The 24042-nt window shown below is 66.4% G+C and carries 26 protein-coding genes; 10 read left to right on the top strand and 16 right to left on the bottom strand.

Going from position 1 to position 24042, the window contains the following annotated elements:
- Window positions 1-76: 76 nt before the first annotated feature.
- The 3 genes from pgmG to AC6UUM_RS13265 form a co-directional block, all read right to left on the bottom strand.
- Window positions 77-1468, bottom strand: a complete 1392-nt coding sequence (gene pgmG / locus AC6UUM_RS13275) for a phosphoglucomutase/phosphomannomutase PgmG (protein WP_500802744.1) — start codon at window positions 1466-1468, stop codon at window positions 77-79.
- Window positions 1469-1574: 106 nt separating this feature from the next.
- Window positions 1575-2000, bottom strand: a complete 426-nt coding sequence (locus AC6UUM_RS13270; RefSeq protein WP_500802743.1) for a J domain-containing protein — start codon at window positions 1998-2000, stop codon at window positions 1575-1577.
- The gene (locus AC6UUM_RS13265) at window positions 2000-2758 is read right to left on the bottom strand and encodes a division plane positioning ATPase MipZ (RefSeq protein WP_500804976.1); all 759 of its coding nucleotides are present in this window, start codon (window positions 2756-2758) and stop codon (window positions 2000-2002) included. Before AC6UUM_RS13265 ends, AC6UUM_RS13270 begins: the two co-directional genes overlap by 1 nt.
- 117 nt (window positions 2759-2875) lie before the next feature.
- Here AC6UUM_RS13265 and panC point away from each other — a divergent pair, with 117 nt between their 5' ends.
- Both panC and AC6UUM_RS13255 read left to right on the top strand, forming a co-directional pair.
- Window positions 2876-3727, top strand: coding sequence for a pantoate--beta-alanine ligase (gene panC / locus AC6UUM_RS13260; protein WP_500802742.1), 852 nt, complete (start codon window positions 2876-2878; stop codon window positions 3725-3727).
- Window positions 3728-3738: 11 nt separating this feature from the next.
- A complete protein-coding gene (locus AC6UUM_RS13255) occupies window positions 3739-4182 on the top strand; it encodes a cupin domain-containing protein (protein WP_500802741.1) in 444 nt (147 codons plus the stop codon).
- Here AC6UUM_RS13255 and AC6UUM_RS13250 read toward each other — a convergent pair.
- From AC6UUM_RS13250 to AC6UUM_RS13230, 5 genes are read right to left on the bottom strand one after another with little or no spacing between them, the layout of a single operon-like run.
- Window positions 4179-4706 carry a hypothetical protein gene (locus tag AC6UUM_RS13250; protein WP_500802740.1) on the bottom strand — a complete coding sequence of 176 codons (528 nt, stop codon included), beginning with the start codon at window positions 4704-4706 and terminating at the stop codon, window positions 4179-4181. The genes AC6UUM_RS13255 and AC6UUM_RS13250 overlap by 4 nt on opposite strands.
- Window positions 4707-4724: 18 nt before the next feature.
- Window positions 4725-5864, bottom strand: coding sequence for a GNAT family N-acetyltransferase (locus AC6UUM_RS13245; RefSeq protein ID WP_500802739.1), 1140 nt, complete (start codon window positions 5862-5864; stop codon window positions 4725-4727).
- Window positions 5864-6322 (bottom strand): RidA family protein, encoded by a 459-nt coding sequence (locus AC6UUM_RS13240; RefSeq protein WP_500802738.1) that lies wholly within the window; start codon window positions 6320-6322, stop codon window positions 5864-5866. The genes AC6UUM_RS13245 and AC6UUM_RS13240 overlap by 1 nt, the downstream gene beginning before the upstream one ends.
- 4 nt (window positions 6323-6326) lie before the next feature.
- On the bottom strand, window positions 6327-6935 hold the full coding sequence (locus tag AC6UUM_RS13235; protein ID WP_500802737.1) for an HAD family hydrolase: 609 nt from the start codon (window positions 6933-6935) through the stop codon (window positions 6327-6329).
- Window positions 6935-7213: a DUF3572 domain-containing protein gene (locus tag AC6UUM_RS13230; protein WP_500802736.1), complete on the bottom strand. Its 279-nt coding sequence runs from the start codon at window positions 7211-7213 to the stop codon at window positions 6935-6937. The genes AC6UUM_RS13235 and AC6UUM_RS13230 overlap by 1 nt, the downstream gene beginning before the upstream one ends.
- A 143-nt stretch (window positions 7214-7356) precedes the next feature.
- On the opposite strand from AC6UUM_RS13230, the gene AC6UUM_RS13225 reads away from it, so the two are divergent.
- The 3 genes from AC6UUM_RS13225 to AC6UUM_RS13215 all read left to right on the top strand — a co-directional run bounded on the left by AC6UUM_RS13225 (window position 7357) and on the right by AC6UUM_RS13215 (window position 9328).
- Window positions 7357-8349 (top strand): glutathione S-transferase family protein, encoded by a 993-nt coding sequence (locus AC6UUM_RS13225; protein ID WP_500802735.1) that lies wholly within the window; start codon window positions 7357-7359, stop codon window positions 8347-8349.
- Window positions 8346-8810: a hypothetical protein gene (locus tag AC6UUM_RS13220; protein WP_500802734.1), complete on the top strand. Its 465-nt coding sequence runs from the start codon at window positions 8346-8348 to the stop codon at window positions 8808-8810. The genes AC6UUM_RS13225 and AC6UUM_RS13220 overlap by 4 nt, the downstream gene beginning before the upstream one ends.
- Window positions 8811-8935: 125 nt before the next feature.
- A complete protein-coding gene (locus AC6UUM_RS13215; RefSeq protein WP_500802733.1) occupies window positions 8936-9328 on the top strand; it encodes a hypothetical protein in 393 nt (130 codons plus the stop codon).
- A 79-nt stretch (window positions 9329-9407) separates the two neighbouring features.
- On the opposite strand, the gene rpmG is transcribed toward AC6UUM_RS13215, so the two are convergent.
- Window positions 9408-9575: a 50S ribosomal protein L33 gene (gene rpmG, locus AC6UUM_RS13210; protein WP_353199207.1), complete on the bottom strand. Its 168-nt coding sequence runs from the start codon at window positions 9573-9575 to the stop codon at window positions 9408-9410.
- A 158-nt stretch (window positions 9576-9733) separates the two neighbouring features.
- On the opposite strand from rpmG, the gene ygfZ reads away from it, so the two are divergent.
- Both ygfZ and AC6UUM_RS13200 read left to right on the top strand, forming a co-directional pair.
- Window positions 9734-10525 carry a CAF17-like 4Fe-4S cluster assembly/insertion protein YgfZ gene (ygfZ, locus tag AC6UUM_RS13205; protein ID WP_500802732.1) on the top strand — a complete coding sequence of 264 codons (792 nt, stop codon included), beginning with the start codon at window positions 9734-9736 and terminating at the stop codon, window positions 10523-10525.
- Window positions 10525-11658: a mechanosensitive ion channel family protein gene (locus tag AC6UUM_RS13200; RefSeq protein WP_500802731.1), complete on the top strand. Its 1134-nt coding sequence runs from the start codon at window positions 10525-10527 to the stop codon at window positions 11656-11658. Before ygfZ ends, AC6UUM_RS13200 begins: the two co-directional genes overlap by 1 nt.
- Window positions 11659-11662: 4 nt before the next feature.
- On the opposite strand, the gene AC6UUM_RS13195 is transcribed toward AC6UUM_RS13200, so the two are convergent.
- The 3 genes from AC6UUM_RS13195 to AC6UUM_RS13185 are packed head-to-tail and all read right to left on the bottom strand — an operon-like array spanning window position 11663 to window position 16182.
- Window positions 11663-12424, bottom strand: coding sequence for a Coq4 family protein (locus AC6UUM_RS13195; protein ID WP_500802730.1), 762 nt, complete (start codon window positions 12422-12424; stop codon window positions 11663-11665).
- Window positions 12425-12468: 44 nt separating this feature from the next.
- Window positions 12469-15477 carry an L-glutamate gamma-semialdehyde dehydrogenase gene (locus AC6UUM_RS13190; protein ID WP_500802729.1) on the bottom strand — a complete coding sequence of 1003 codons (3009 nt, stop codon included), beginning with the start codon at window positions 15475-15477 and terminating at the stop codon, window positions 12469-12471.
- Between the two features lie 54 nt (window positions 15478-15531).
- A complete protein-coding gene (locus tag AC6UUM_RS13185) occupies window positions 15532-16182 on the bottom strand; it encodes an Npun_F0296 family exosortase-dependent surface protein (protein WP_500802728.1) in 651 nt (216 codons plus the stop codon).
- 187 nt (window positions 16183-16369) lie between these two features.
- Between AC6UUM_RS13185 and AC6UUM_RS13180 the strand changes: the two genes are divergently transcribed.
- The 3 genes from AC6UUM_RS13180 (at window position 16370) to AC6UUM_RS13170 (ending at window position 19976) form a co-directional block, all read left to right on the top strand.
- Complete coding sequence (locus AC6UUM_RS13180; protein WP_500802727.1) at window positions 16370-16834, top strand: MaoC family dehydratase; 465 nt, start codon at window positions 16370-16372, stop codon at window positions 16832-16834.
- 101 nt (window positions 16835-16935) lie between these two features.
- Entirely contained in the window at window positions 16936-18111 is a 1176-nt protein-coding gene (locus AC6UUM_RS13175; RefSeq protein WP_500802726.1) for an acetyl-CoA C-acyltransferase, read from the top strand.
- Between the two features lie 98 nt (window positions 18112-18209).
- Window positions 18210-19976, top strand: a complete 1767-nt coding sequence (locus tag AC6UUM_RS13170; protein ID WP_500802725.1) for a DEAD/DEAH box helicase — start codon at window positions 18210-18212, stop codon at window positions 19974-19976.
- Here AC6UUM_RS13170 and AC6UUM_RS13165 read toward each other — a convergent pair.
- Genes AC6UUM_RS13165 through AC6UUM_RS13150 form a run of 4 tightly spaced genes read right to left on the bottom strand, consistent with a single transcriptional unit; the run spans window position 19958 to window position 24040 of the window.
- The gene (locus AC6UUM_RS13165; protein ID WP_500802724.1) at window positions 19958-21484 is read right to left on the bottom strand and encodes a DUF4403 family protein; all 1527 of its coding nucleotides are present in this window, start codon (window positions 21482-21484) and stop codon (window positions 19958-19960) included. The genes AC6UUM_RS13170 and AC6UUM_RS13165 overlap by 19 nt on opposite strands.
- Window positions 21481-22464: a DUF2891 domain-containing protein gene (locus AC6UUM_RS13160; RefSeq protein WP_500802723.1), complete on the bottom strand. Its 984-nt coding sequence runs from the start codon at window positions 22462-22464 to the stop codon at window positions 21481-21483. Before AC6UUM_RS13160 ends, AC6UUM_RS13165 begins: the two co-directional genes overlap by 4 nt.
- A complete protein-coding gene (locus AC6UUM_RS13155) occupies window positions 22461-23402 on the bottom strand; it encodes a DUF979 domain-containing protein (RefSeq protein ID WP_500802722.1) in 942 nt (313 codons plus the stop codon). The genes AC6UUM_RS13160 and AC6UUM_RS13155 overlap by 4 nt, the downstream gene beginning before the upstream one ends.
- The gene (locus AC6UUM_RS13150; RefSeq protein ID WP_500804975.1) at window positions 23399-24040 is read right to left on the bottom strand and encodes a DUF969 domain-containing protein; all 642 of its coding nucleotides are present in this window, start codon (window positions 24038-24040) and stop codon (window positions 23399-23401) included. Before AC6UUM_RS13150 ends, AC6UUM_RS13155 begins: the two co-directional genes overlap by 4 nt.
- Between the last annotated feature and the right edge of the window lie 2 nt (window positions 24041-24042).

The following is a 24042-nucleotide window of genomic DNA, read 5'->3' as shown; positions in this document are numbered from 1 at the left end:
CCCCGCCAGCGGCCGTTCTCCTCGCCATTTCGCTTCTGCGGGCAATGACGGGGTATGGAATTTATGAGTTCACGGCCTAGTGCGCGGCCGCGACTCCGTCCACACCCGACAAGGCCAGTTGCGCCTGCAGTTCGGCCTCCAGTCGCGCCAGGGCGGCGGCATTGCCGGCTTCGGCGCGGGCGACCAGCACATCCTGTGTGTTGGACGCGCGCAGCAGCCACCAGCCATCGGCGCGCATCACCCGGGCGCCATCGGTTTCGTTCACCGTCGCGCCCTCGGCCTTCAGCCGCGCCAGCACTTCGGCCACCACTTCGAACTTGCGGTCTTCGGATGATTGGAAGCGCATTTCCGGTGTATTGACCATGGCCGGCATGGCATCCTTCAGCGCGGTGAGCGAGCCGCCCAGCGCGGTGACTGCCTCGATCAGGCGCACGGCACCCAATATGCCGTCGTCCACGCCGTGCCAGCGATGCTTGAAAAAGATATGGCCGCTCATTTCGCCGGCGATGGGCGAATTCACTTCTTTCATCTTGGCCTTGATCAGGCTGTGGCCGGTTTTCCACATCAGCGGCGTGCCGCCCAATTCGGTGATGCGATCGAACAGCGCCTGGCTGGCCTTCACATCGGCGATCACCGTCGATCCGGGCAGTTCGGCGAGCACGGGCTCGGCCATGATCGCCAGCAATTGATCGCCCCACACCACGCGGCCCTGGCCATCGACCGCACCGATGCGATCGGCATCGCCATCGAAGGCCACGCCGAAATCGCAGCCCTTTTCGGCCACGACGCGCTTCAGATCGACCAGATTGGCCTCGACGGTGGGATCGGGGTGATGATTGGGAAAGGTGCCGTCCACCTCGGTGAACAGCAGATGATGGGTGCCGGGCAGGATGCGGGTGAGCTTTTCCACGACCGGGCCGGCGACGCCATTGCCGCAATCCCAGGCAATGGTGAACGCGCCATCACCGGTCTTGCCGCGAAAATCGGCAGCCAGCGCCTCGACATAGCGGTCCATGATGTAATGCGTCTGGCTGCTGCCTGCACCGCTTTCCCAATCGCCGGCGGCGGCGAGCTCGCCCAGGCCGCGAATGTCGGCACCGAAGAACGGCCGATCCCTCAGCATCATCTTGCAGCCGTTCCAGTTGGGCGGATTGTGGCTGCCAGTTACCATCAGGCCGGCATCGGCGCCAAGTTCGAACACACTGAAATACAGCATCGGCGTGGGCCCAAGGCCGACATCGATCACATCGCAGCCCGTCGCCATCAGGCCTTGCGCCACCGCATTGCTCAACGCCGGCGAGGATTCGCGGCCGTCGCGGCCAAGGGCCACCCGCTTGCCGCCGCCGCGCCGCACAGCAGTACCAAAGCTCAAGCCCACAGCACGGGCATCGGCTTCGGTCAGGCTTTCGCCAACAATGCCGCGGATGTCATATTCGCGCAGGGCGGTCGGATGGAAAATGTGAGACACGTGGTTCCTCTGGAAAATGCTGCAATGCAATAGCGGTGCCTTGATGCGCGCCGAATGTTACAATTGCAATTGTGGCTTTGGCAGTCCACCGCAAGTTACGGACGCGTCATCGCCCGGTTTCGCGGCGCTTGTCGGCCGCTGCAATCAACAGGTCGCGTGCCGCGGTCAGGGCTTGTGCGGCTTCGTCGCTGCCGCCGGCATCCGGATGCGCCGTCGTCATCGCCTGCCGCCACGCCTGCCAGATCACATCCGATCCCGCGTCGAGCGGCACCTTCAACAATATCGCGGCCGCCGCCAGCTGCCGGTTGTGGCCACCACCGGGCAGCGCCGCCGCCCGGCGCGACCATTGCCACCAGGCCAGGCCCGCACCGGCCGCCACCAGCGCCAGCACGGGCCGGCCGGTGCTGAGCAGCCGGAAAGTCAGCAAACCGGCCGCCGCCGCGCCCCCCAGCCGTAGCAGATTGGGCAACAGCACGCCTTCGCGGTGCAGCCACCAGGCCAATGCCGCCACCGCCAGGATTGCCAATAACATCAGGCGCCCAATTCGATGCCGCCGGGCAGGTTCAGCCCGTTCAGCAAGGCGCGCAATTCGCTGCGTGCCGCGACATGGCTCAAGGAAAAATCGCTGAGCGCGGCGCGATCGAGCAGGGTGAGCCCGCGCGGGAAAAATTCCCGGAAGATCACGCGTTCCGACAGGCCGGGCAGCACGCGAAAGCCGATGCGCTTCGACAGCGAATCGAGCGCGGCGCCCATGCGCTGCTTGTTGCGCGCATCCAGCGCCGACAGGCGGTTGCGCAGCACCACCCAATCCATCGGCCGTCCCTGTTCGCGAGCGCGGCGGGTGCGGGCTTGCCAGACCAGTTCGGCATAAAAGCTCGGTTTGGTCACTTCGAAGCTTTCGCCATCGACTTCGCCGATCAGATCGAAATCGACGAAACTGTCGTTGATCGGTGTCACCAGCGTGTCGGCGCGGGCCATGGCGGCGCGGGCCAGCGCCGAATCGCGGCCGGGCGAATCGATGACGATGAAATCCAGCGCGCTGGCTTGGTGCAGACGCTCCGCCAGCTCGGCCTCACCATTTTCGCCATCGGCCACCACCGCTACATCGGGCGCCGGCAGGGTCAGGCCATGGCGCTGCGCGTGCAGCCAGCGATTTTCCAGATAGCGGGTGGCGGTGCGCTGCCGGCTGTCGAGATCGATCAGCGCGGTGCGATGCCCGGCCAGCGCCAGGGCCACACCAACATGCACGGCCGTGGTCGATTTGCCGGTGCCGCCCTTTTCATTGGCCATCACGATCAGATGTGCGCTCACATGTCCCCTCACACTGCCAAGCTTGCAGGTTTCGCCCGTATCGCCCACAGCGCGCGCCACCTGTCAACGCAGATGAACGAAAGGCATGACACGCCGATGACTGACGCTTTGCCTATCGTGCGCACCCCGGTCGAATTGCGCAACCAGGTGCGCGCCTGGCAGCGCGAGGGCAAACGCGTTGCGCTGGTGCCGACCATGGGCGCGCTGCACGCCGGGCATCTGGCACTGGTGACCAAGGGCCTGGCCCAGGCCGACGTGGCGGTCGCGTCGATCTTCGTGAACCCCAAGCAGTTCGGGCCGAACGAGGATCTGGAACGCTATCCGCGCGACGAGGCCGGCGACGCGCTGAAGCTGGCCGGCGCCGGCTGCCGCCTGCTCTATGCCCCCGATGTCGCCACCATGTATCCGCCGGGCTTTGCCAGCTTCGTGCGGGTTGCGGGCCTGCCGGATCTCTTGTGTGGCCGGGTGCGCCCCGGCCATTTCGACGGGGTGGCCACGGTGGTCGCCAAGCTGCTGAGCGGGTGCCAAGCCGATGTCGCGGTGTTCGGGGAGAAGGATTGGCAACAGCTCGCGATCATCCGGCGAATGGCGGCAGATCTGGATATCGGCACGACGATCGTGGGCTGCGCCATCGTGCGCGATGCCGATGGCCTGGCGCTGTCCAGCCGCAATGCCTATCTGACGGCTGATGAACGCGCCCGGGCGTTGGCCCTGCCGCAAGCGCTGGAGGCCACGCGCGAGGCCATTCGGGCCGGCATGCCGGTGGCAGCGGCGCTGGCGGCCGGCGAGCGCCGCTTGAAGGGCGCTGGCTTCGGCCATATCGATTATTTCGAGCTTGCCGATGGCGAAACGCTGCACAGCCTGGGCACGCCGGCACCGGGCGCGCGTCTGTTGGCGGCGGCGATGATGGGCACGACAAGGCTGATCGATAACATCGCCCTCTATTGAAGGTCTGCACCATGCCGTTGATCACGCCTGACCAGATGCTGGCCGAGGATGAGGATGCGCCTGGCGGACGCATTCGATCGCAATGGATCAGTGCGCCGGGTGGGCTCAATCAATTTGGTGCGTTGATCCAGACCATAGCGCCGGGTGCCGTCACGTCGCGCGACCATTGGCATGAACATGAAGACGAGATGGTGTTGCTGCTGGACGGCAGCCTGGTGCTGCACGAAGGCGGTGTGGCAATCACCATGCAGCCAGGCGATGCCGCCACCTTTCCGGCCGGGGTTGCTGTTGGTCACCACCTCGAAAATGTGAGCGACCGACCGGCGCGATTGCTGGTGGTGGGCACGCGTGCGCCGACAGACATCATCACCTACACGGCCGATGGTCGTCGCTGCGTTCGGGTGCGGGCCTTGCCGGATGATCTGTGGATCGATGCAGCAGGCCAGCCGCCTTAACGCCGCCGGTGCGGCGGCGGGCCGGGATAGGGCGAAGCGCCCCAGGGCGTTGTCCACAAGCCATAGCCGCCGGCATAGCCCCCGATGCCACCATAACCGCCAAAGCCTCTGAACGAGCTGATATCGTTCGCCGCGCCGCCGCTGGCATAGCCCAGGCTGAAGCCCTGCAGGCCGCCGCGGTTGCTGGTGCCTTGCAGCACCGAAATCGCCGCCGTGCCGCTCTCGCCAACCGGCACGATGGCCGTGCCCGACATGCCGTAGGTGCCGCCGCTGCCGGCGAACACGGTCATCTCGCCGTGCACCTTGCGATCCCGCTTGGTGGGGCCTTCGCCATAGAATTCCGGATAAAGCGAGCGATCCAGCACGGAGGCGCGCGCGGCCTGTTCCGGCGTCAGCACCGCGGCGCGCTCCGGGCCATTGGCGGCGGCAGCGATCACCGCGTCGCGTTCGGCTGGCGTCAGCCGCACGACTTCAGCAGCAGCGGGAGCGGCGAGCACGAGCGCCAGGGCAAGGAAAATTCGCATGTGCGATGATAACATGGCTCAACCTTGATCGCGCCTGAACGGCGCGTGCTGATCAAGATACTCGATTTCCTCGATCACCGCGCGGGTTTCGCGCGCCAGATAATCGGCGATGGCGCGGTGGAAATTCGGATCGGGAATATGGTGCGCCGAAATCACCGGCGTCGGGCGATAGCCGCGCGCCAGTTTGTGGGCGCCCTGCGCGCCGGCCTCGACGCGCGCCCGGCCATTCAGGATCGCCCATTCGATCGCCTGATAATAGCAGAGCTCGAAATGCAGGAACGGCACGTCCTGGGTGGCGCCCCAATAGCGGCCATAAAGGCATTCATCGCCGATGAAGTTGAGCGCGCCGGCGATGGGCTTGCCGCCGCGCAGCGCCAGCATCAGCAGCACACGATCGCCCATGGCTTCGCCGACGAGGCTGAAGAACGGCCGCGTCAGATAGGGCCGGCCCCATTTCTTGGCGCCCGTGTCCTGATAGAAGGTCCAGAACGCATCCCAGTGCGCCTCGGTGATGGCGGCGCCGGTCAGGTGGATGATCTCCAGCCCGGCGACGGCCTTCTCGCGCTCCTTGCGGATCTGCTTGCGCTTGGCCGACGACAATGCGGCGAGGAAATCGCCGAAATTCTGATAGCCTTCGTTCTGCCAGTGGAATTGCTCGCCGATGCGCATCAGCCAGCCGGCCGCCTTGAACATTTCCTGCTGTTCCGGGCAGATGAAGGTGGCGTGCGCGCTGGAAAAGCCGTTGCCGGCGGTGATCTGCTCGGCGGCGGCGATCAGGGCCGGGCCCGCAGCGGGATCACGCAGCAACAAGCGGGGCCCGGTCGCGGGCGTGAACGGGAAGGCCGCCTGAATCTTGGGGTAGTAACGCCCGCCGGCGCGCTCATAAGCGTCTGACCAGCCATGATCGAAGACATATTCGCCCTGGCTGTGGGTTTTGAGGTACGCCGGCATGATCCCGGCCGGGCGGCCATCGGGGCCATCGGCGACCAGGTGCACCGGCTGCCAACCGGTGCGGCTGCACGCGCTGCCAGAATCCTCCAGCGCGCGGAAGAATTCGGCCTGCGCGAAGGGGTTCGATGGCCCGGCGCAGGCGTTCCAGTCGGCCAGCGAGACTTCGCTGGCCTTGCCGACCACCCGCACCTGCCAATGTTCGGCCATCAGCCGATCTCGACGACCGCGTCCACTTCCACCGCCACACCGCGCGGCAGCACCGCCACCCCCACCGCCGCACGGGCATGGCGGCCGGCATCGCCGAACACTTCGACCATCAGATCGGAGGCGCCGTTGCCGACTTCCGGCTGGCTGGTGAAATCGGGATGCGAGGCGACGAACACGCCGAGCTTCACGACGCGCTTCACACGGGCCAGGTCGCCCAGCGCCGTCTTCATCTGCGCGATCAGGCCAACCGCACAGCGCCGGGCCGCGGCCTGGCCGAAGGCGATATCCACCGTGTCGCCCAGCCGCCCCTTCATCAGGCTGCCATCCTCGGCGAACGGGATCTGCCCGCTGATGTGCATCAAGTTCCCCGACGTGACGGTCGGCACATAATTGGCGGCCGGCGGCGCAGCGGAGGGCAGGGTGATGCCGAGGGCGGCGAGCTTTTCTTCGGGCGTCATGTCGTCAGCCTTTCAGGATGGTTTCGATATGGGATAGCATCGCCGGCCAGTCATCATGGCGGGCATGGGCGTCGGGCGCGGCGGGGATCAGGTGGCGCACCTCGATTTCGGCGACCATGTGCAGGCGGTGGACATGGTCCGCGTGCGCCTTCACCGATGTATGGTTGGGCGGCAGATCATCGATGAAAATGGCGGTGCTCGGCTGAAATTCGTCGAGCAATTTCTTCAACGGCTCGCCCTTGCCGCCCCTGTTGCCGATGACGCGATACGGCATGCCCAGCCGCGCCAGTTCGTGGGTGCGGCGGGTGGCATGGTGATCGGCGATGTTGGTCAGCACCACGACATCGCAATCCTTTGTCAGCGTGTTCAGCGCATCCGCAGCCCCGGCAATCGGCTGTTGATGGTGCATCCAATCCGCGAAAAATCCATCGAGCAGCGGCGGAAACTCTTGCGGCGCCACCGCGCTTCCATCGGCGCGCTTGACGTTCCCGGTCAGCGCGAAACTGTCCATGCTGAGCGTCAGGCCATGGGCCTCGCGCAGATAATCGATGAACGGCGCGATGAAGTGCAGCAGCACGCCGTCGCAATCGGAAATGATCAGCGGCTTTGCCATTACCAGTCGCTTCCCAGCTTGCGCGCGGCCAGGGCCAGGGCCTGCGGCTCCACGCCGATCGCGTCGGCGGTGGCGACCAGATCCGCTTCATTGGCCATCAGATAATCCAGCAGCGCCATCAGCGTTGCCGGCTTGTCGGCATTGGCCCGCAGCGCCGCGCCGTCCATGCCGGTCAGCGCCAGGAAGCGCGGCCCCATATCCTCATCGCCTGCCACATGCGCCAGCGCCTGCAGCGCCAGCACGGCCGGATCGGTGGGAGAGGATTTGTCGCGCAGCACAGGCAAAGCCCTAATCGCCGGGGCAGAAGATGCCAAGCGCGCGCGTGCTGCTGCCACTGTCGCGGGGCTGCCTCGCAAAGTTGGGCGCTGGCAGCCTGCGGCAAGCCTGCCTAGCATCCGGAATCAGTGGTGGGGATGAACGGATGTACAAGCTGCACGGCGCACTGGGGTCACCCTATTCGATGAAGATGCGCGCCGTTATGCGGGCGCGGCATATTCCCCATGTCTGGGTGCACGGCCGCACCAGCCATGGCGATGCGACCGCCAAGGTGAAGGCGCCGGTGATCCCGGTGCTGGAAACTCCCGAAGGCCAGTTCGCCAATGATTCGACTCCGCTGATCTATGATCTGGAAGCGCGCCACCCGGCACGCAGCATCGTGCCGCCCGATCCCGGCCACGCCTTCCTGGCGCATCTGATCGAGGATTTTGCCGACGAATGGCTGACCAAGGCAATGTTTGGCTATCGCTGGCTGGAAGAGGTCGATCAGCTGCAGATGAGCCGCTGGCTGGCGTTCGATGCGTTCAAGGGCGGCGGCGCCGAACGCATCGAGCAATTTTCCACGATGTTCCGCGCCCGCCAGGTCGGGCGGATGGCGCTGGTCGGCTGCACGCGGGAAAATTTCGCGCTGATCGAAGCCTCGACCCGCCGGGTGCTGGCGGCGCTGGAGCGCCACGTGGTGAACGAACACTGGCTGTTCGGCAGCCGGCCATCGCTGGCGGAGTTCGGCCTCTATGGGCAATTGTCGCAGCTTGGCGTCGATCCGACGGCGCAGGCGATGATGCGCGCCGATTATCCCAGCACCTATCGCTGGCTGCTGCATGTGGATGATGCCTCCGGCGTCGACGGCGAATGGCAGGCTGGCGATGCGGCGCTGGCCCCGGTGGTGCCGTTGCTGCTGGCCGAAATCGGCCGTGTCTATGGCCCGTTCCTGCTGGCCAACGCTGCGGCGCTTGCCGCCGGTGAAACCCTGTTCCGCTTCGCCGTCGATGGCCTGCCTTACGAACAGGGCGTGTTCAAATATCAGGCCAAATGCCTCGACGATCTCCGCGCCCGCCATGCCGCGCTGGATTCCGCGACGCGGGCGCGAATCGATCCGCTACTGGACGCCGCCGGCTGCCTGGCCTTCCTGCAATGACCGTGCTGCAGCGCCTGCTGCCGGCCAGCGCCACTGCCGATTTCACCGGCCGGCCGCTCGCGCTGTGGGCGCTCTATCCGGTGACGGCCATCACGTTGTGGCGCAGCCAGCATCACATGTTCGCACCCGATGGCGGCGCCGAATCGATCGCGACCATCCCGCTCAGCCGCTACAGCGCGGACGCCAGCGCCAATATCATCGCCATCTTCGCGCTCTGGGGCCTGTCGCAATTGCTGATCGGCCTGGTGATGTTGCTGGTCGCCGTGCGCTATCGGGCGCTGGTGCCATTGGTGTGGCTGCTGCTGGTTCTCGAATATGCCGGGCGGCAGGGGCTGGGCCTGATCAAGCCCGTTCACACCGCTGGCACCGCGCCGGGCGCGACTGCCAATCCGCTGCTGCTGTTGCTGGCGCTGGTGATGCTGGCACTGGCGTTGTGGCCGGCGCGCACCCGCCCGCAGTGAGAATAAGGCGACGCGCCAGCGCCTAGGACACCGGCTACCAAGCCGGCTGAGAAAGCCGAGTATCGCGGGAAGTCGAGGAAATTCTGCATCTTGCAGCTGTGCAGTCATTGTGAGAAGTTTGCACTATGCTGTTACAAACACGCTTTTCAGTCATCATCATATTGATGATCACTGTCTCTTTTGGTTTCGTCTCAGACGTGGCCTATGGCCAAGGATTCGCTGTGAATGAGGAAGCCTATTCAGTTACACGGAAGAAAAACAATAAAATTTGGGCCATCTTTCCTGAAGTGAAGGACGCGCTGTCACGCTTCAAGGCACAGATGGGCCGCGATTTCGAACGCTCTATGGAGAAACGCGAGATTCAGGTCATGGTGCTGGCGGATCGGGTGTGTGTGCAGTTCCAACTGGAACTGGGGAATGTGGGTGGCACCCCTGTTTGGTGCTATGCGGGTGATGCGGCTGTCGCCTTGCGCCCGCGGCCGCTCAAGCTTGTGTATGACGGCAGCAGGGTGGAGTGACTGATGCTGCAACTTCACAAAGAAAAAGGCCCGGCGTTGCCGCCAGGCCCTTCATGCGGTCAGGCAAGCGCGAACGCGCTTACTTGATCTTGGCTTCCTTGAATTCGACATGCTTGCGCGCGACCGGATCGTACTTCTTGAACAGAAGCTTTTCCGTCTTGGTGCGCGGGTTTTTCTTGGTGACATAATAATAGCCGGTGTCGGCAGTGGACACGAGCTTGATCTTGATGGTGGTCGGCTTGGCCATGATTCCGTGTTCCGTAAAATATATGTGTCACGCATCGACCATGGCCGGCGCGGCGAAGACGTGCCCAATGGGGAAATGCGCCGCGAAAGTCAAGCGCTCTGGCCCTCAGTACGGGCGCCGGCATTGGCACGGCGGCCTTGGCCCCCTATCTGACACACATGACCTTTGTAACCCTTGAAAATCGCGCCGTGCTGGCGGTGGCTGGCACGGATGCACAGGCCTTTCTGCAAGGCCTCATCACCCATGATGTGGCGCTGCTGGCGCCGGGCCGCGCGCTGTTTGCCGGCTTGCTGTCACCACAAGGCAAGGCGCTGTTCGATTTTCACCTGCACGCAGCCGACGATGCCATCCTGATCGATGTCGTCGCCACCCGCGCCGATGCGCTGCTGAAGCGCCTGACGATGTACAAGATGCGCAAGGCCGTCACCCTTGCCCGCCGCAGTGATCTGGCGGTGCTGGCCGATTGGCCGGCGGCTGCGCCTGCCCCCGACTCTGCTGACGCCCGCACGCCGGCGCTGGGCGCGCGCTGGATCGCGCCGGCCGGCAGTGCGCCAGCTGGCGCCGACGCTTATGATGCGCATCGGCACAGCGTCGGTGTGCCCGACAGCGCCGATATCGGCGAAGACGAACTGCTATGGCTGGAAACGGGTGCCGATCTGCTGGACGGCGTCAGCTTCACCAAAGGCTGTTATGTCGGCCAGGAAAACACCGCGCGCATGCACCACCGGGACAAGGTGCGGCGCCGGCTGGTGCCGGTGACCATCACGGGCGAATCGGGTGATGTAGTCGAGGTGAAGGACAGTGACGGCCGCGCCGCGGGCAAGCTGCGCACCCGCCGCAGCGACCATGCCATCGTGCATCTGCGGCTGGAGGCCGCCGCCTGGCCGCTGTTTCTGGGCGAGGCGACCGTGACCGTGCGTCGCCCGGCTTGGCTGGGGCCGGCCTGGTGATGGCCGATCCCGTCGGCCGCGCCGGCGCCCGGATCGATGCCATCGCCGGTGAGACCTGGCGCTGGCTGAGCCAGGACAGCGGCGAGGCGCTGTTCGGGCTTGGCGTCGGTGCGGCGCTGTTTGTCGGTTTGCAACTGGTGCTGATCGGCGCGCGCCGCCTGTTTCCGGCCGGGTCGGAAAGCTGGCGCGGGCTGATGCGCGCGCTGGTCGATCGCACGTTGCAACTGTTCCTGGTTGCCGTCTCGCTGGATGCCGCCACCAATATCGCGGCGCCGCCGGGGCCGCTGCTGCGGCTGGTGGACAATCTCTTCATCGTGGCGCTCGCCGTGCAAGGCGCGCTGTGGCTGCGCGAGCTGGTGCTGGGCATGATCCGCCATCGCGCGGTGGCCGATGCCGAAGATCACAGCGCGTTGGGCAGCGCGATGGGCGTGATCACCGTGCTGGTCAATGTCGTGGTGTGGCTGCTGGCGGGCATCCTCATTCTCGACAATCTGGGCGTGAATGTCACCGCATTGATCGCCGGCCTGGGCGTCGGCGGCATCGCCATCGGTCTGGCGGCGCAAGGCATTTTTTCCGATCTGTTCGCGGCGCTGTCGATCCTGTTCGACCGGCCGTTCCGGGTGGGCGATGTCATCACTTATGGCACCTCCACCGGCACTGTGGAGAAGATTGGCATGAAGACCACGCGGATACGCTCGCTGTCGGGCGAGCAGCTGGTGATGGCCAACACCAAGCTGCTCGATCAGCAGGTGGCCAACCTGCGCCGCATCGAGGAACGGCGCGTGGTGATGAATTTCGGCATCATCTACCAGACGCCGCCCGATCTGCTGGAGTCGCTGCCCGGCCATTTGCAGGCGATCGTCGATGCGCAGCCGCAGTGCCGGTTTGACCGCGCGGCGTTTACTGGCTTCGGTGCGTCGAGCCTGGATTTCGAATTGATCTTCTTCGTCACCGTGCCGGAACTGGCAGCGATGGTGGCGGCGCGGCAGGCGGTGGGCTTTGCCATCGTGCGCCGCTTTGCCGAACTGCGCGTGGATTTTGCCTATCCGACACAAACCAGCTTCACCGCCGCGCCGGACGGGCGGCTGATCGATCCCACCGATTTGAAGGGCCGGCCACCGGCGGGTGGCTAAGCCGTCATTCCGGCGTTTTGGGAATCGCGCCCATCCGTGCGTGCGCCGGAATGCTGTCATACACATTCGGCGGGGCGAGGCCGAGGCCGGCGCGCACGGCCTCCAATGGTTGCGGCAACAGCGCGGCATAATCCAGTTGGCCCAGCCACAGCGCGGTTCGCCCGCGGCGATAGCCTTCCAGGATGGCGCGGGCATAGGGGTGGCGCTCCGGCGCGGTGCGGCTCTTGACGGCAGCGCCGGCAGCGATGAACGCCCAGCCCAGCCCGCCAGTCTGCGGCCAGGAAAAGGCAACCAGACAGGCTTCCCCCAGCCCATCGGTGCCGTATCCCGCCAGCACGTGCCACAGATCATGCACGTCGCGCGTGCGGCGGCCGAACCAGGCCACCGGGTGCTCCACGCCGCGCATCACGTGCGACGACACGGCGATCAGCCCTTCGGCCGAGATGTTGCTGCCCTCCACATGCGCCAGATAGGCGCGGCCCAGGCTGTCCGGCGGCAGCGTGCGCAGCCAGGCCCGATCCGACAACAGCGCCGCGATCTCGTCCCGCCGATAGGCGAGCTGCCCGCCTTCCACCGTGGTCAACAGCCGATGATAGCCGCGCCAAGTGGCGTCGCCGTTCAGCGCCTGCATGATGTTGAACACCTCTTCGGTGCTGTCCTTGTCGGCGAGCAGCCGGCGCAGCGCGGCAAAGGCCGCTGGCCAGTTGCGGCGCGGGCGCTCGATTACCTGCGGCTGCAGGGCAGAAATAGGCTGGATGATGCTCATTGCGGAGCGAGACTACGCAATTTGGCGGAAACTGCAACGGCGGTTCAGCCGATATCCTCGATGCTGAGCAGCGACGCATTGCCGCCCGCGCTGGTGGTGTCGGTGGAAACCGTGCGTTCGGTGAGGAAGCGGTAGAGATAATGCGGGCCGCCGGCCTTGAAGCCGGTGCCGGACAGGCCTTCGCCGCCGAACGGCTGGCTGCCCACCACCGCACCGATCATCGACCGGTTGACGTAGAGATTGCCGACCTCGGCCAGCGCCGTCACCTCGGCGGCGACACTGGCGATGCGGCTGTGCAGGCCCATGGTCAGGCCGAAGCCGCTGGCGTTCACCGCCGCCACCGTCTCGGCCAATTTGCCGGCCGGCCAGGTGGCGACGTGCAGGATCGGGCCGAACCATTCGGCGGTGAGATCAGCCGGCGAATCGAGCTGGATGATGGTTGGCACCACGATTTCGCCGGTGTTGCTGGCGGGCAGCGCATGCACCCAGCGCGTGCGCAGTGACTGACGATAGGATTCGAGGCGATCATAGGCGGAGGCATCGATCACCGGGCCAACATCGGTTGCTGGATCGGCGGGGTCACCCAGCACCAGGCCATCCATCGCGCCCTTCAGCATGGCCAATGTCCGGTCTGCGACATCTTCCTGCACCAGCAGCAGGCGCAACGCCGAACAACGCTGCCCGGCCGAGCGGAACGCCGAGGTGATGACATCGGCAACCACCTGCTCGGTGAGCGCCGTCGAATCGACGATCATCGCATTGATGCCGCCGGTTTCCGCAATCAACGGCACCAGCGGGCGGGTGTCGTCATCGAGCAGCGCGCGGGCGATGCGGCGCGCCGTGGCGGTGGAGCCGGTGAAGGCGACGCCCATGATGCTTGGGTTCCGCACCAGCGCATCACCGATGTCGCCGCCGCCGGTCACCAGGCCGAACACGCCGGCCGGCACGCCGGCCTCCAGCGCCAGTTTGCGCGCCATGGCAGCGATCACCGGCGTTTGCGGCGCCGGCTTGGCGACCACGGCATTGCCGGCCACCAGTGCGGCGGCGACCTGGCCCAGGAAGATCGCCAGCGGGAAATTCCACGGCGCGATGGCCGCAAACACGCCCCGTGGCGCAAGGATCAGCTCGTTCTTCTCGCCGGTCGGGCCGGGCAGCAGCATCGGTTGCATGACGCGGCGGGCTTCGGCGGCATAATAGCGGCAGAAATCCACCGCTTCGCGCACCTCGGCCAGCGCATCGGGGATGGTCTTGCGCGCTTCGATCACCAGCGCGGCGATCAGATCGAGCCGGTCGCGCTCCAGCAGATCGGCCAGCGCATCGAGCATGGCGGCGCGCGCCGCGACCGGCTGCCGGGACCAGGCCGGGAAGGCGGCGTGTGCGGCGCTCACCGTCGCGGCGACCTCAGCCAGCGCGCGCAGCGGCGCCGGCGGTGCGGGCAGGGTGAAGCTGGCGACGTGCGCGGCGGTGGCGGCCAGCACGTCGGCATCGGCCAGATCGAGGCCGGCACTGTTGCAGCGGCTGTCGCCATAGAGCTTGGCCGGCAACGGGATCGACGGGTGCGGAGCGCCGCCCACCGCCGCAATGCGCGCTGCCGGATCGGCGAGCAGATGCGCATCGGAGACATTTTCATCGGCCAGCTGGTGCACGAAGCTGGAATTGGCGCCGTTTTCCAGCAGGCGCCGCACCAGATAGGCGAGCAGATCGCGGTGCCCGCCCACCGGCGCATAGGTGCGGCAGCGCCAGCCGCCTTCCTGCACCAGCCGTTCGAACAGGCCTTCGCCCATGCCGTGCAGCCGCTGGAATTCAAAATCGCGCCGGCCCGACTGGCTGGCCCATTCCAATATGGTGGCGACCGTCAGCGCATTGTGGGTGGCAAAGGCCGGGTACAGCCGCGCGTCGGCCAGCATGTCGCGGGCGCAGGCCAGATAAGACACATCGGTGGCCGCCTTGCGGGTGAACAGCGGATAATCGGCCAAGCCATTTTCCTGGGTGCGCTTGATCTCGCTGTCCCAATAGGCGCCTTTCACCAGCCGCACCGTCAATTGCACGTCCGTCTCGCCGGCAAGTTCGCCGGCCCAGGCGATGACAGCGCGGGCGCGCTTGCCATAGGCCTGCACCGCCATGCCGAAACCGCCCCAACCGGGGCGCGGCCGGCGCGCCACCGCCGCGATGATGTCCAGGCTCATCGCCAGCCGTTCCTGTTCTTCGGCATCCACGGTCAGCCCGATGCCGGCGCTGGCGGCCGCATCGGCCAACTGGTGCAGCATGGCGGTGAGCGCCGGCACGCAGGTGGCGGCATGTGCCGTCTCATAGCGCGGGTGCAGCGCGGAAAGCTTCACCGAGATCGAATGGCGCTGCGTGATGGGATCATTCGTCTTCGCATCGCGGCCCACCGCCTGAATCGCGTTCAGATAACTGGCGAAATAGCGCTCGCCATCCTCGGCGGTGCGCGCCGCCTCGCCCAGCATGTCGAAGCTGGCGGTGAAGCCGCGATTGTCCTTGTCGGCGGCACGGCCCAGTGCCTCCTCGATGCTGCGGCCCATCACGAACACCTGGCCCATCAATCGCATGGCGGCGCCCACGCCCTGGCGCACGAACGGCTCCCCGGCGCGGGCAATCAATCGGCGCAGCACGCTGGCGCGGCCATCATCGCCCACCACGGCGCGGGTGATCACCAGGCCCCAGGTGGCGCTGTTGACCAGCGCCGAATCCGAATCGCCCAGATGCCCGGACCAATCGGGCGTGCCCAATTTGTCGCGAATCAGCAGATCGGCGGTGGCGGCATCGGGCACCCGCAGAAACGCCTCGGCCAGGCTGAGCAGGGCCACGCCTTCGGCCGTGTTCAGCCGATACTGGTGCAGGAAGCGGTTGACCCAGCCCGAGCCTTGCGCGGCGCGCAGATCGGCGAGCAGGCCAAGCGCGCGGCCCTCCACCGCAGCGCGGGTGGCCGCGTTCAGCGTGGCGGCCGGCAACAGGCCGGTGAGCACCTCGGCTTCGGGGGCGCGGTGAAGCGCACGCATCTGGGAGCGGGCGGCGGCGAGGGCGTGGTTCATCGCCGCCATTTACTGCGCCGGCGGCCCCGCGTCACCTGCCGTCACCCATGCATGTCAAACGGTGGCGGCCTTCGATATCTGTGCCTCACGCCGGCGCGCAGCGGCACCGACGAGGCCAAAGCCGGCGATCAGCATCGCCCAGCTGGACGGTTCCGGCACGGCATTGGCAGCGAAATCGTCGAATTCGAAGGCCACACCGCCGGCATCCAGCCTTATGCCATGAATCCATTCGCCCTTTCTTGCCAGAAAGCCGACGCGGCGGTTGGCGGCGGCGGTCCACCAGCTGCCGTTCTGCATCGGCAAGTTGTTGCCGGTGAATTGCCCGAGCAGCTGGTTGTTGCGGCCAAGGATGGTAACCTTGTTGTACGTGTCCACCGATCCCCAATAGAGGCTGATCGAGCGCAGCGCCGGGGTCAGCAAGGTGGCGCTGGCGGGCCGGCCCTGGGCGGTGGAGACAAAACCGAAGCGGCTGGAGACGCCGGCCGGCGCTGCGGCCGTGCCCGACAGGCTGGTGGCACGGGTGGCCGGCGCGCCGGCCCAGCTGTAGCCCGGCGCATTGGCGGCATCGAAGGTGACGACCAGCGCTTCACCGGCAAACGGACCAGGGTCGGGCGCGCCGGGCAGGCTGATCAGGCTGGCAGCGGCAGCCGGCAGTGCGGCGAAGGCAGCCAAGAGAATTGCGGCAGTGAGGGCAGAGCGCATCATGATATCCTTGGTGGCAGGGCAGCACATTGCCGCCGGGTTGATGGCCAGCCCGTTACGCCAAGGTAAAAAATCCGTGAATATCAACAAAAGGTTAACACCGATGCCTTAACCTCGATTCTGCCGGGTTGACGCGCGCGTCAAGCGGGGCCTAGGTTCGTGCCAAAGCAACCAAGGGGGAGGATCGGCCATGGCCGCAAAAAGCCTGACGCTGGATGAATTTCGCGCGCTGGCCGGCACCGAAGTGGGTGTGTCGGACTGGATCGAGGTGCCGCAGGACAAGATCAACGCCTTTGCCGAAGTGACCGGCGATCACCAGTTCATTCATGTGAACCCGGAACTGGCCGCGCAGACGCCGTTCGGCACCACCATCGCGCATGGCTATCTGACGCTCAGCCTGCTTTCGGTGATGGCCTATCAGGCGATGCCCGGCATCAAGGGCACGCGCATGGGCGTGAACTACGGCCTCAACAAGGTGCGGTTCATGGCGCCGGTGAAATCCGGCCGCAAGATCCGCGGGCGCTTCACCATTGCCGACGTGTCGCAGCGCCCGGATGGCGCCTGGCAGACCACGACCAATGTTGCCGTGGAAATCGACGGTGAAACCAAACCGGCATTGGCGGCGGAGTGGATCACGTTGCAGTACGTCGGATAAGCAAAAGCAACCCCTCACCCTCCCACGCCAGCGGCGTGGGCCCCTCCCTCTCCCGCCGAAAAGTCAATCGGGGCAGAGGGGTAAAGTAAAAGGACATGATCATGCGTGAAGCCGTTATCGTTTCTACCGCCCGCACCCCGATTGGTCGGGCCTATCGCGGTGCGTTCAATGCGACGCCGTCGCCCACCCTGGCGGGTCATGCCATCGCCCACGCCGTCAAGCGCGCCGGCATCGAAGGCGGCGAAGTGGATGATGTGGTGATGGGCTGCGCCCTGCAACAGGGTGTGCAGGGTGGCAATATCGCCCGCACCGCCTTGCTGCGTGCCGGCCTGCCGGTGACCGTGTCGGGCCAGTCGATGGATCGGCAATGTTCGTCGGGCGTGATGTCGATCGCGACGGCGGCCAAACAGATCATCGTTGACGGCATGCAGATCACCATCGGTGCCGGCGTCGATTCCATCTCGATGGTGCAGAACGACAAGATGCGCACCGGCGCCGATCCCAGCCTGGTGGCCATGCACCCCAGCATTTACATGCCGATGCTGCAAACCGCCGAAATCGTCGCCAAGCGCTACAATGTCAGCCGCGATCGCCAGGATGAATATGGCTATCAAAGCCAGATGCGCACCGCCGCTGCCCAGGCCGCCGGCAAGTTCGATGATGAAATCGTGCCGATGACCGCCAGCATGGCCATGGTCAACAAGGAGACCAAGGAGGTCACCACCCACGAAATCACCCTGACCAAGGATGAAGGCAACCGCCCGGAAACCACGCTGGAGGGTCTGAAGGGCCTGAAGCCGGTGATCGAAGGCGGCGTGATCACCGCCGGCAATGCCAGCCAGCTTTCCGATGGCGCTTCGGCCAGCGTGCTGATGGAAGCCAAAGAAGCGGCCCGCCGCGGCCTGACCCCGCTGGGCGCCTATCGCGGCATGGCGGTCGCCGGCCTGGAGCCTGACGAAATGGGTATCGGCCCGATCTATGCCATCCCGAAATTGCTGAAGGCCAACGGGCTGACGATGAACGACATCGGCCTGTGGGAATTGAACGAAGCCTTTGCCGTGCAGGTGCTGCATTGCGCTGACGTGCTCGGCATCGATCCTGATCTGCTCAACGTCAACGGCGGTTCGATCTCGATCGGCCACCCCTATGGCATGACCGGTGCGCGTTGCACCGGCCACGCCCTGATCGAAGGCAAGCGCCGCGGTGCCAAATATGTGGTCGTCACGATGTGCGTGGGCGGCGGCATGGGCGCCGCCGGCCTGTTCGAGGTGTATTGAGCTAGCATCTCCCCTCCCGTTGAGCCGCAGGCGAGCGCAGCTCAACGGGAGGGGAGCATTGATTCGCCTTTCGCCGGATTTTCGGCCATAGGCCCGCGATGATGATCGATACTCTGCCCCCGCCGCTGGCACAGGCCATTGCCGCGCGCGGTTACGAAGAACTCACCCCCGTGCAAGCCGCCGTGATCGCCGATGAGGCGCGCGGCCGTGATCTGCTGGTTTCAGCGCAAACCGGATCGGGCAAAACCGTGGCTTTCGGCCTCGCCATGGCCGCCGATCTGCTCGGCGATGCAGCAACGCTGCCTCCGCCCGGCCGGCCGCAGGCGCTGGTGATTGCCCCCACGCGCGAACTGGCCTTGCAGGTCGCCAAGGAGCTTTCCTGGCTCTATGCCCCGGCGCGTGGCCGCATCGCCACCTGCGTCGGCGGCATGAACCAGTCGGTGGAGCGGCGCACTCTGGCCGCCGGCGCGCATATTGTTGTCGGCACGCCGGGCCGCCTGCGCGATCACCTCGAACGCGGCGCGCTGCTGCTCGATCATTGCAAGGTCGTCGTGCTCGATGAAGCCGATGAAATGCTCGACATGGGCTTTCGCGAGGATCTGGAAGAAATTCTCGATGCCGCGCCACCGACCCGCCGCACGCTGCTGTTTTCGGCGACCATGCCGCGGGGCATCGCCGAACTCGCCCGCGATTATCAGAAGGATGCGCTGCGCCTGGCCACGGCGGGGCGCAGCACCGCCCACGCCGACATCGCCTATCAATGCGTCGCGGTCAGCCCGGCCGATATCGAATCGGCGGTCGTCAATTTGCTACGCTTCCACGAACCGCCCACCGCCTTGCTGTTCTGCGCGACGCGCGACAATGTCCGCCGCCTGCACGCCAGCCTGACCGAGCGTGGCTTTGCCGCCGTGGCACTTTCGGGTGAGCACAGCCAATCTGAACGCAACCAGGCATTGCAGGCCCTGCGCGATCGCCGCGCCCGGCTGTGCGTTGCCACCGATGTGGCGGCGCGCGGCATCGACCTGCCCGGCCTGAGCCTGGTGATCCATGTCGAAGTGCCGCGCGATGCCGAAACACTGCAACACCGATCGGGCCGCACCGGCCGCGCCGGCGCCAAGGGCACCGCCGTGCTGATCGTGCCCTATCAGGCGCGCCGCCGGGTGGAGCGCATGCTGGGCGGTGCCGGGGTGAAGGCCGATTGGGTCAAGGTGCCGACCGCCGAAGCCATCAATGCGCAGGATCGCGATCGCCTGCTGCTCAGCATTGGCGAAGGCATCGGTGCGCTCGATGACGACGACAAGCGCCTGGGCGAGGAATTGCTGACCCGCCACGGGGTCGATGAGATCGCGGCGGCACTGGTGCGCATGCACCGCGCCCGCCTGCCGCAGGTGGAAGAGTTGGTCGATGCCGGTGCGCCCCAGTCCCGCCCTGTTTCGCGCGAACGCCCGCAGGCCGGCGAACGCCGGGTGAGCAATGATCGGCGCGGTAATGATGAGGGTGGCCAGCACAGCCATGGCGGCAGCGAAGGCAGCGGCGGCGTGTGGTTCCGGCTCGATGTCGGCCGGCGCCAGAATGCCGATCCGCGCTGGATCATCCCGCTGCTGTGCCGGCGCGGCGGTGTCACCAAGCCCGACATTGGCAGCATCCGCATCCTGCCATCGGAAACGCTGGTGGAAATCGCGCCAGACATGGCCGAGCGTTTCATTGTTGCCTTGCAGCGCCACGCCACCCGCCAGGGCCGCAGCGCCGAAGATCAGATTGCCATTGTGCCGGCCGGCGGCCCGCCCGCAGCCCGGCCACCGCGCCCGCCGCTGCATGCGCGGCCGCACGCGCCGCGCAAGCCGCCTCACCGCGGCGCGGCGTAATCGATCCGGGCGGCGCCGCGCGCCTCCACCGGCATGTACAGCCCCTGGCCCAGCGCCAGCACCTTGCCATGGTGAACATCGCGCAAGGAGCCAGCCAGCTGGAAATCGCCGATCTTCACGGCGGTCAGCTTGCGGTCGATCTTGGCCATCAACTTTTTGTAATCGCGGCTGAAATCCTGGCCCAGCGCCTGTTCCAGCGCAAGGCGCACCGGATCGGCCATCGCGACCGCCAGCAACAATGGCAGCTGCACGCCATCGGCATGATCGGTCACCAGTTGCAGATCGCGGATCAGCACGCGCTCGCTGCCGGGGGTGGTTTCGGCGCGCGCGGTCAGCCATACACGCCCGCGCGAGTCGAGCAGCTGGTACGGCCCGCGCGCCGCGATATCCAGGCCGAGCGCGAGCCGGCCGCCCTTGGTGGCATAGAGCGTCGGCCGGCCAAAGCGCAGCTTCACGCGGCCGATCTGTGGCAGTGTGATGCCCTTGGCTGATACCTTGGCCAGGGCCTTGGCGATCACCGGTTCCAGCGTGGCATAATCCGACAGAACGGCGGTGTGCAGCACCAGCCCGCCGCCCGTGCTGGCGCGGGCGATGGCGGGCAATGGCGTCGGCACGGGCCGCGGCGGTGCAGCGCCCAGCGCCACTTCGGCAATCGCCTGCAGCACCGCATCAATGTGCAGCGTGTCGCCTTCCACATGAATGGCGCCGACACCCAGGCCCCTGGGCGTCAGCCGCAGCCAGGCCGCCGGATTGCGGCGGTTCAGCGATTCCACCGTGAAGCCCTGTCGCCAGAGCTCGTCGATCTGGCCCTTGATGGCGGAATCGGCCAGCTCGCGGGTCAGGGCGATTTCGGCCTTGGCCAGCACCGGCGCCAGCTTGCGATCGATCTTCTCAGTGAAGCGGATGCGCTGGCCCATCAGGGTGATGCCCGGTTCCTGCTGCCAATCATAGGCGAGTTCGATGCGCGCCGTCAGCCGGCCATCGGCGGTGAGGGCCGGGCGCAGTTCGGCGGTGACCAGCGCGGTGGCGGTGGCGGTTTCCTGTTTGATGATGCCACCGATATCGCGCGCGGCCACAACGGCTGAAAGCGGCATTTCGACGTTGATCAGGGGACCACGCCCGCTCAGCCGGATCGGCCCGCGCACCACATCGCCGACAATCCGGCATTTGATGTCGGGCGTGATTTTCAGCTTTGTCTTGAACAGCTTCAGCCGGGCAGCCGGCACACAGACGCGGCCGGGCTCGTCGATGGCCCACAGCTGGGCCGGCACCGCAGCATTGATGGCCTTTTCCAGCAATACGAGCGGCAGGTGCACCGGCAGCGCGATGCTGGACACCGGCGGCGCTGATACCGGCGTCGCCGCAGCTCGCGGCGGCGGTGCACCCAGATCGATGCGGCCGCTGTGCCAAACGGGTTGCAGCAGCCACAGCGCCAGGCCGATGATCAGTGCCGCTGCCGATCCCAACCATAGCCAGGCGGGCCGCCCCCGGCCTGCGCGCACGATCATGCCTCCAATGCCAGCAGCGCGAAGCTGGCCAGCCAATGTTCCCCGGCATAATCGCCTGCAATGTGCGGCAGCGCCGCGGCGAGATGCGCCTCGGCCGCGGCGCGCAGCACTGGCCCGGCACCGGCGCCCAGCGTGGCGGCCAGCCGGCGCATCGCCCAGGCGCGTGACAGGTTGAGGCCATCCAGGTGCGCGATCTTGCCGTCGCTGCGATCCGACACGCTGGCCGGGGTGAACAGGCTGGCCGGCCGGTGCTGCGCGATGTCGGGCAGAAAGGCGTGAAACCAGTCATGGAATTCGGCCGCAGGCAGCAGGCTGGCCATTGCCAGCGCTTCGGTGAGCGTCGGCGACAGGAAGGCGTCGCCATCGGGCTCCCAAGCCTGTGCGCCGCGATCCTGCCCGTACCAGGCGCGGGCCCGATCCGTCATCAGGGCCAGCAGGGCCGGATCATGATCGCGCGCCCATTCGCCGATCAGCACCAGCGCAAAGGCCGTGTTGGCATGGCTGCCGGTGCGGATCGGGTAGGTGAGGCGCGGCAGATGTGCCCGCCAGCGCGCGGCGAAATCTTCGGCCAGGGGCGCGAATGTGGGCGCGAAAACGCTGTTTTGCCGGGCCATTTGCGCATGCAGCATCAACAGCCAGGCCCAGCCATAGGGCCGTTCGAAGCCACCGGATTCGGGCCGGTCAAGATAGGCCCGTTCGGCCGCCACCTTTTCGGCGGTGAAGGTCATAGCCGCCAGCGCGCGCGTGTCGGCCGCGCGGGCGTGATCGGGGAACAGGTGCAACAGCCGCATCAGCAGCCACCAGCCATGCACGCAGCTGTGCCAATCAAAGCTGCCGAAGAAGATCGGATGCAGATCGCGTGGGGTGCTGGCGTCGCCATAAGCGCTCAGCACATGATCGAGCTTGTGCGGGTATTCGCGCGCGACATGGCCCAGCGCGATACCGGCCATGCGGGCCGCCTGATCGGCATCAAGGATCATCGAAACGCAAATCCCCAGATCATGCCAGTGTTGAACAGCCACAGCGCCACCGCGGTCGGCCACTGCGCCTTGATAACGGCATAACGGTCCGACAGTTCCAGCAAGGCCGCCGGCACGATGTTGAAATTGGCGGCCATCGGGCTGAGCAGGGTGCCGCAAAACCCCGCCAGCATGCCGACCGCGCCCACCACCACCGGATTGCCGCCCATGCCTGCCACCAGCACCGGCAGGCCGATGCCGCCCATCATCACCGGAAAGGCGGCAAAGGCATTGCCCATCAACATGGTGAACAGCGCCATGCCGCCGGTGAAGGCCAGCACGGCGGCGAGGCGGCTGCCTTCGGGAATGGCCAGCGGCGCCAGCGTGCCGACAATGTCGCCCACCCCGGCCACGGCAAACACCGCGCCCAGGCTGGCCAGCAATTGCGGCAGGATCATCGCCCAGCCCACGCCTTCGGCCAGCCGCCGGCCTTCCTGCACAGCGGCGCTGGCCGGCGGGCGGAACCAGATCAGCAGCGTGGTGGTGGCGACGAGGGCACCCAGCCCCAGGCTGATCAGCGTCACCTGCTTGGGATCAACCAGCCCGCCCAGGCGCGGCAGCAGGAAGGTGCCGCCCAGCGCCACGCCGGGCACGATCAGCGCGGGCAGGAACAGCCGGTTGCCCCAGCGCGCGGCTTGCGCCTGTCGATCGGATTGGGTGCTGGTGGCTGGCCGCCCCTTGCCCGGCGCGCCGGCCAACGCCAGCGTGACGAGCGCCAGCACGAGCAGACCATTGCCGAAGTCGCCAAACCAGTCGCCGGCCAGAAATTCGATGGCAATCAGGCCCCAGAAGGCCGCCGCTCGCCAGCGTCGCGGCTGCTGCGTATCCAGCAAGGTCGCTATCCCCCAGCCAGCAAACACCAGGCCGGTCAGCGTGTAGAGTTCGGGCAAACCGATCATTTCAGCCGCCACAGCCGGAACCCATGCACGATGAAGGCCGCGATCGCGGTGGGGATCGCCCATACCGACAGTTCGAGCGGCTGCACAATGATGCCGGCGCCTTCCAGAAAGCCCTTGATCAGCAGGATCGAGGCAATGGCGAGGAAGATGTCCTCACCGAAAAACAGCCCGACATTGTCGGTGGCCGCCGCCATCGCCTTGATCTTTTCGCGCGATGCCGGGGTGATGGCGGGATCATCCCGCATGGCGGCGGCTTCGACCATGGGGGCGATCAGCGGCCGGACCGTCTGCGGATGGCCGGCGACATGGGTGAGGCCCAGCGCCGCCGTGATCTGGCGAAGCGCCATATAAAACAACAGGATGCGCGAAGCCGTCGCTGCGCGGGTGCGGGCGATCAGTCTGCGCGCTTGTTCCTGCAGGCCGGCGCGCTCCATCAGGCCGATCACCGGCAGCACCAGCCAGGGCACCGAGACATAGCGGTTCTGGTGAAACGCCTTGCCGAGCGCGGCGATCACTTCGGTGACGCTCAATCCCGCGCCGAGCCCGGTGCCGAACGCTGCCGCCACCACCACGGCCAGCGGATTGGCGCGCACGGCAAAGCCGATGACGACGATGGCAATGCCGGCCAGTGGCCACAGGT

The sequence above is a fragment of the Sandarakinorhabdus sp. genome, from assembly GCF_987265915.1.
The sequence above is the reverse complement of the archived record's forward strand: the minus strand, read 5'-3'. Positions and strand labels throughout refer to the sequence as shown.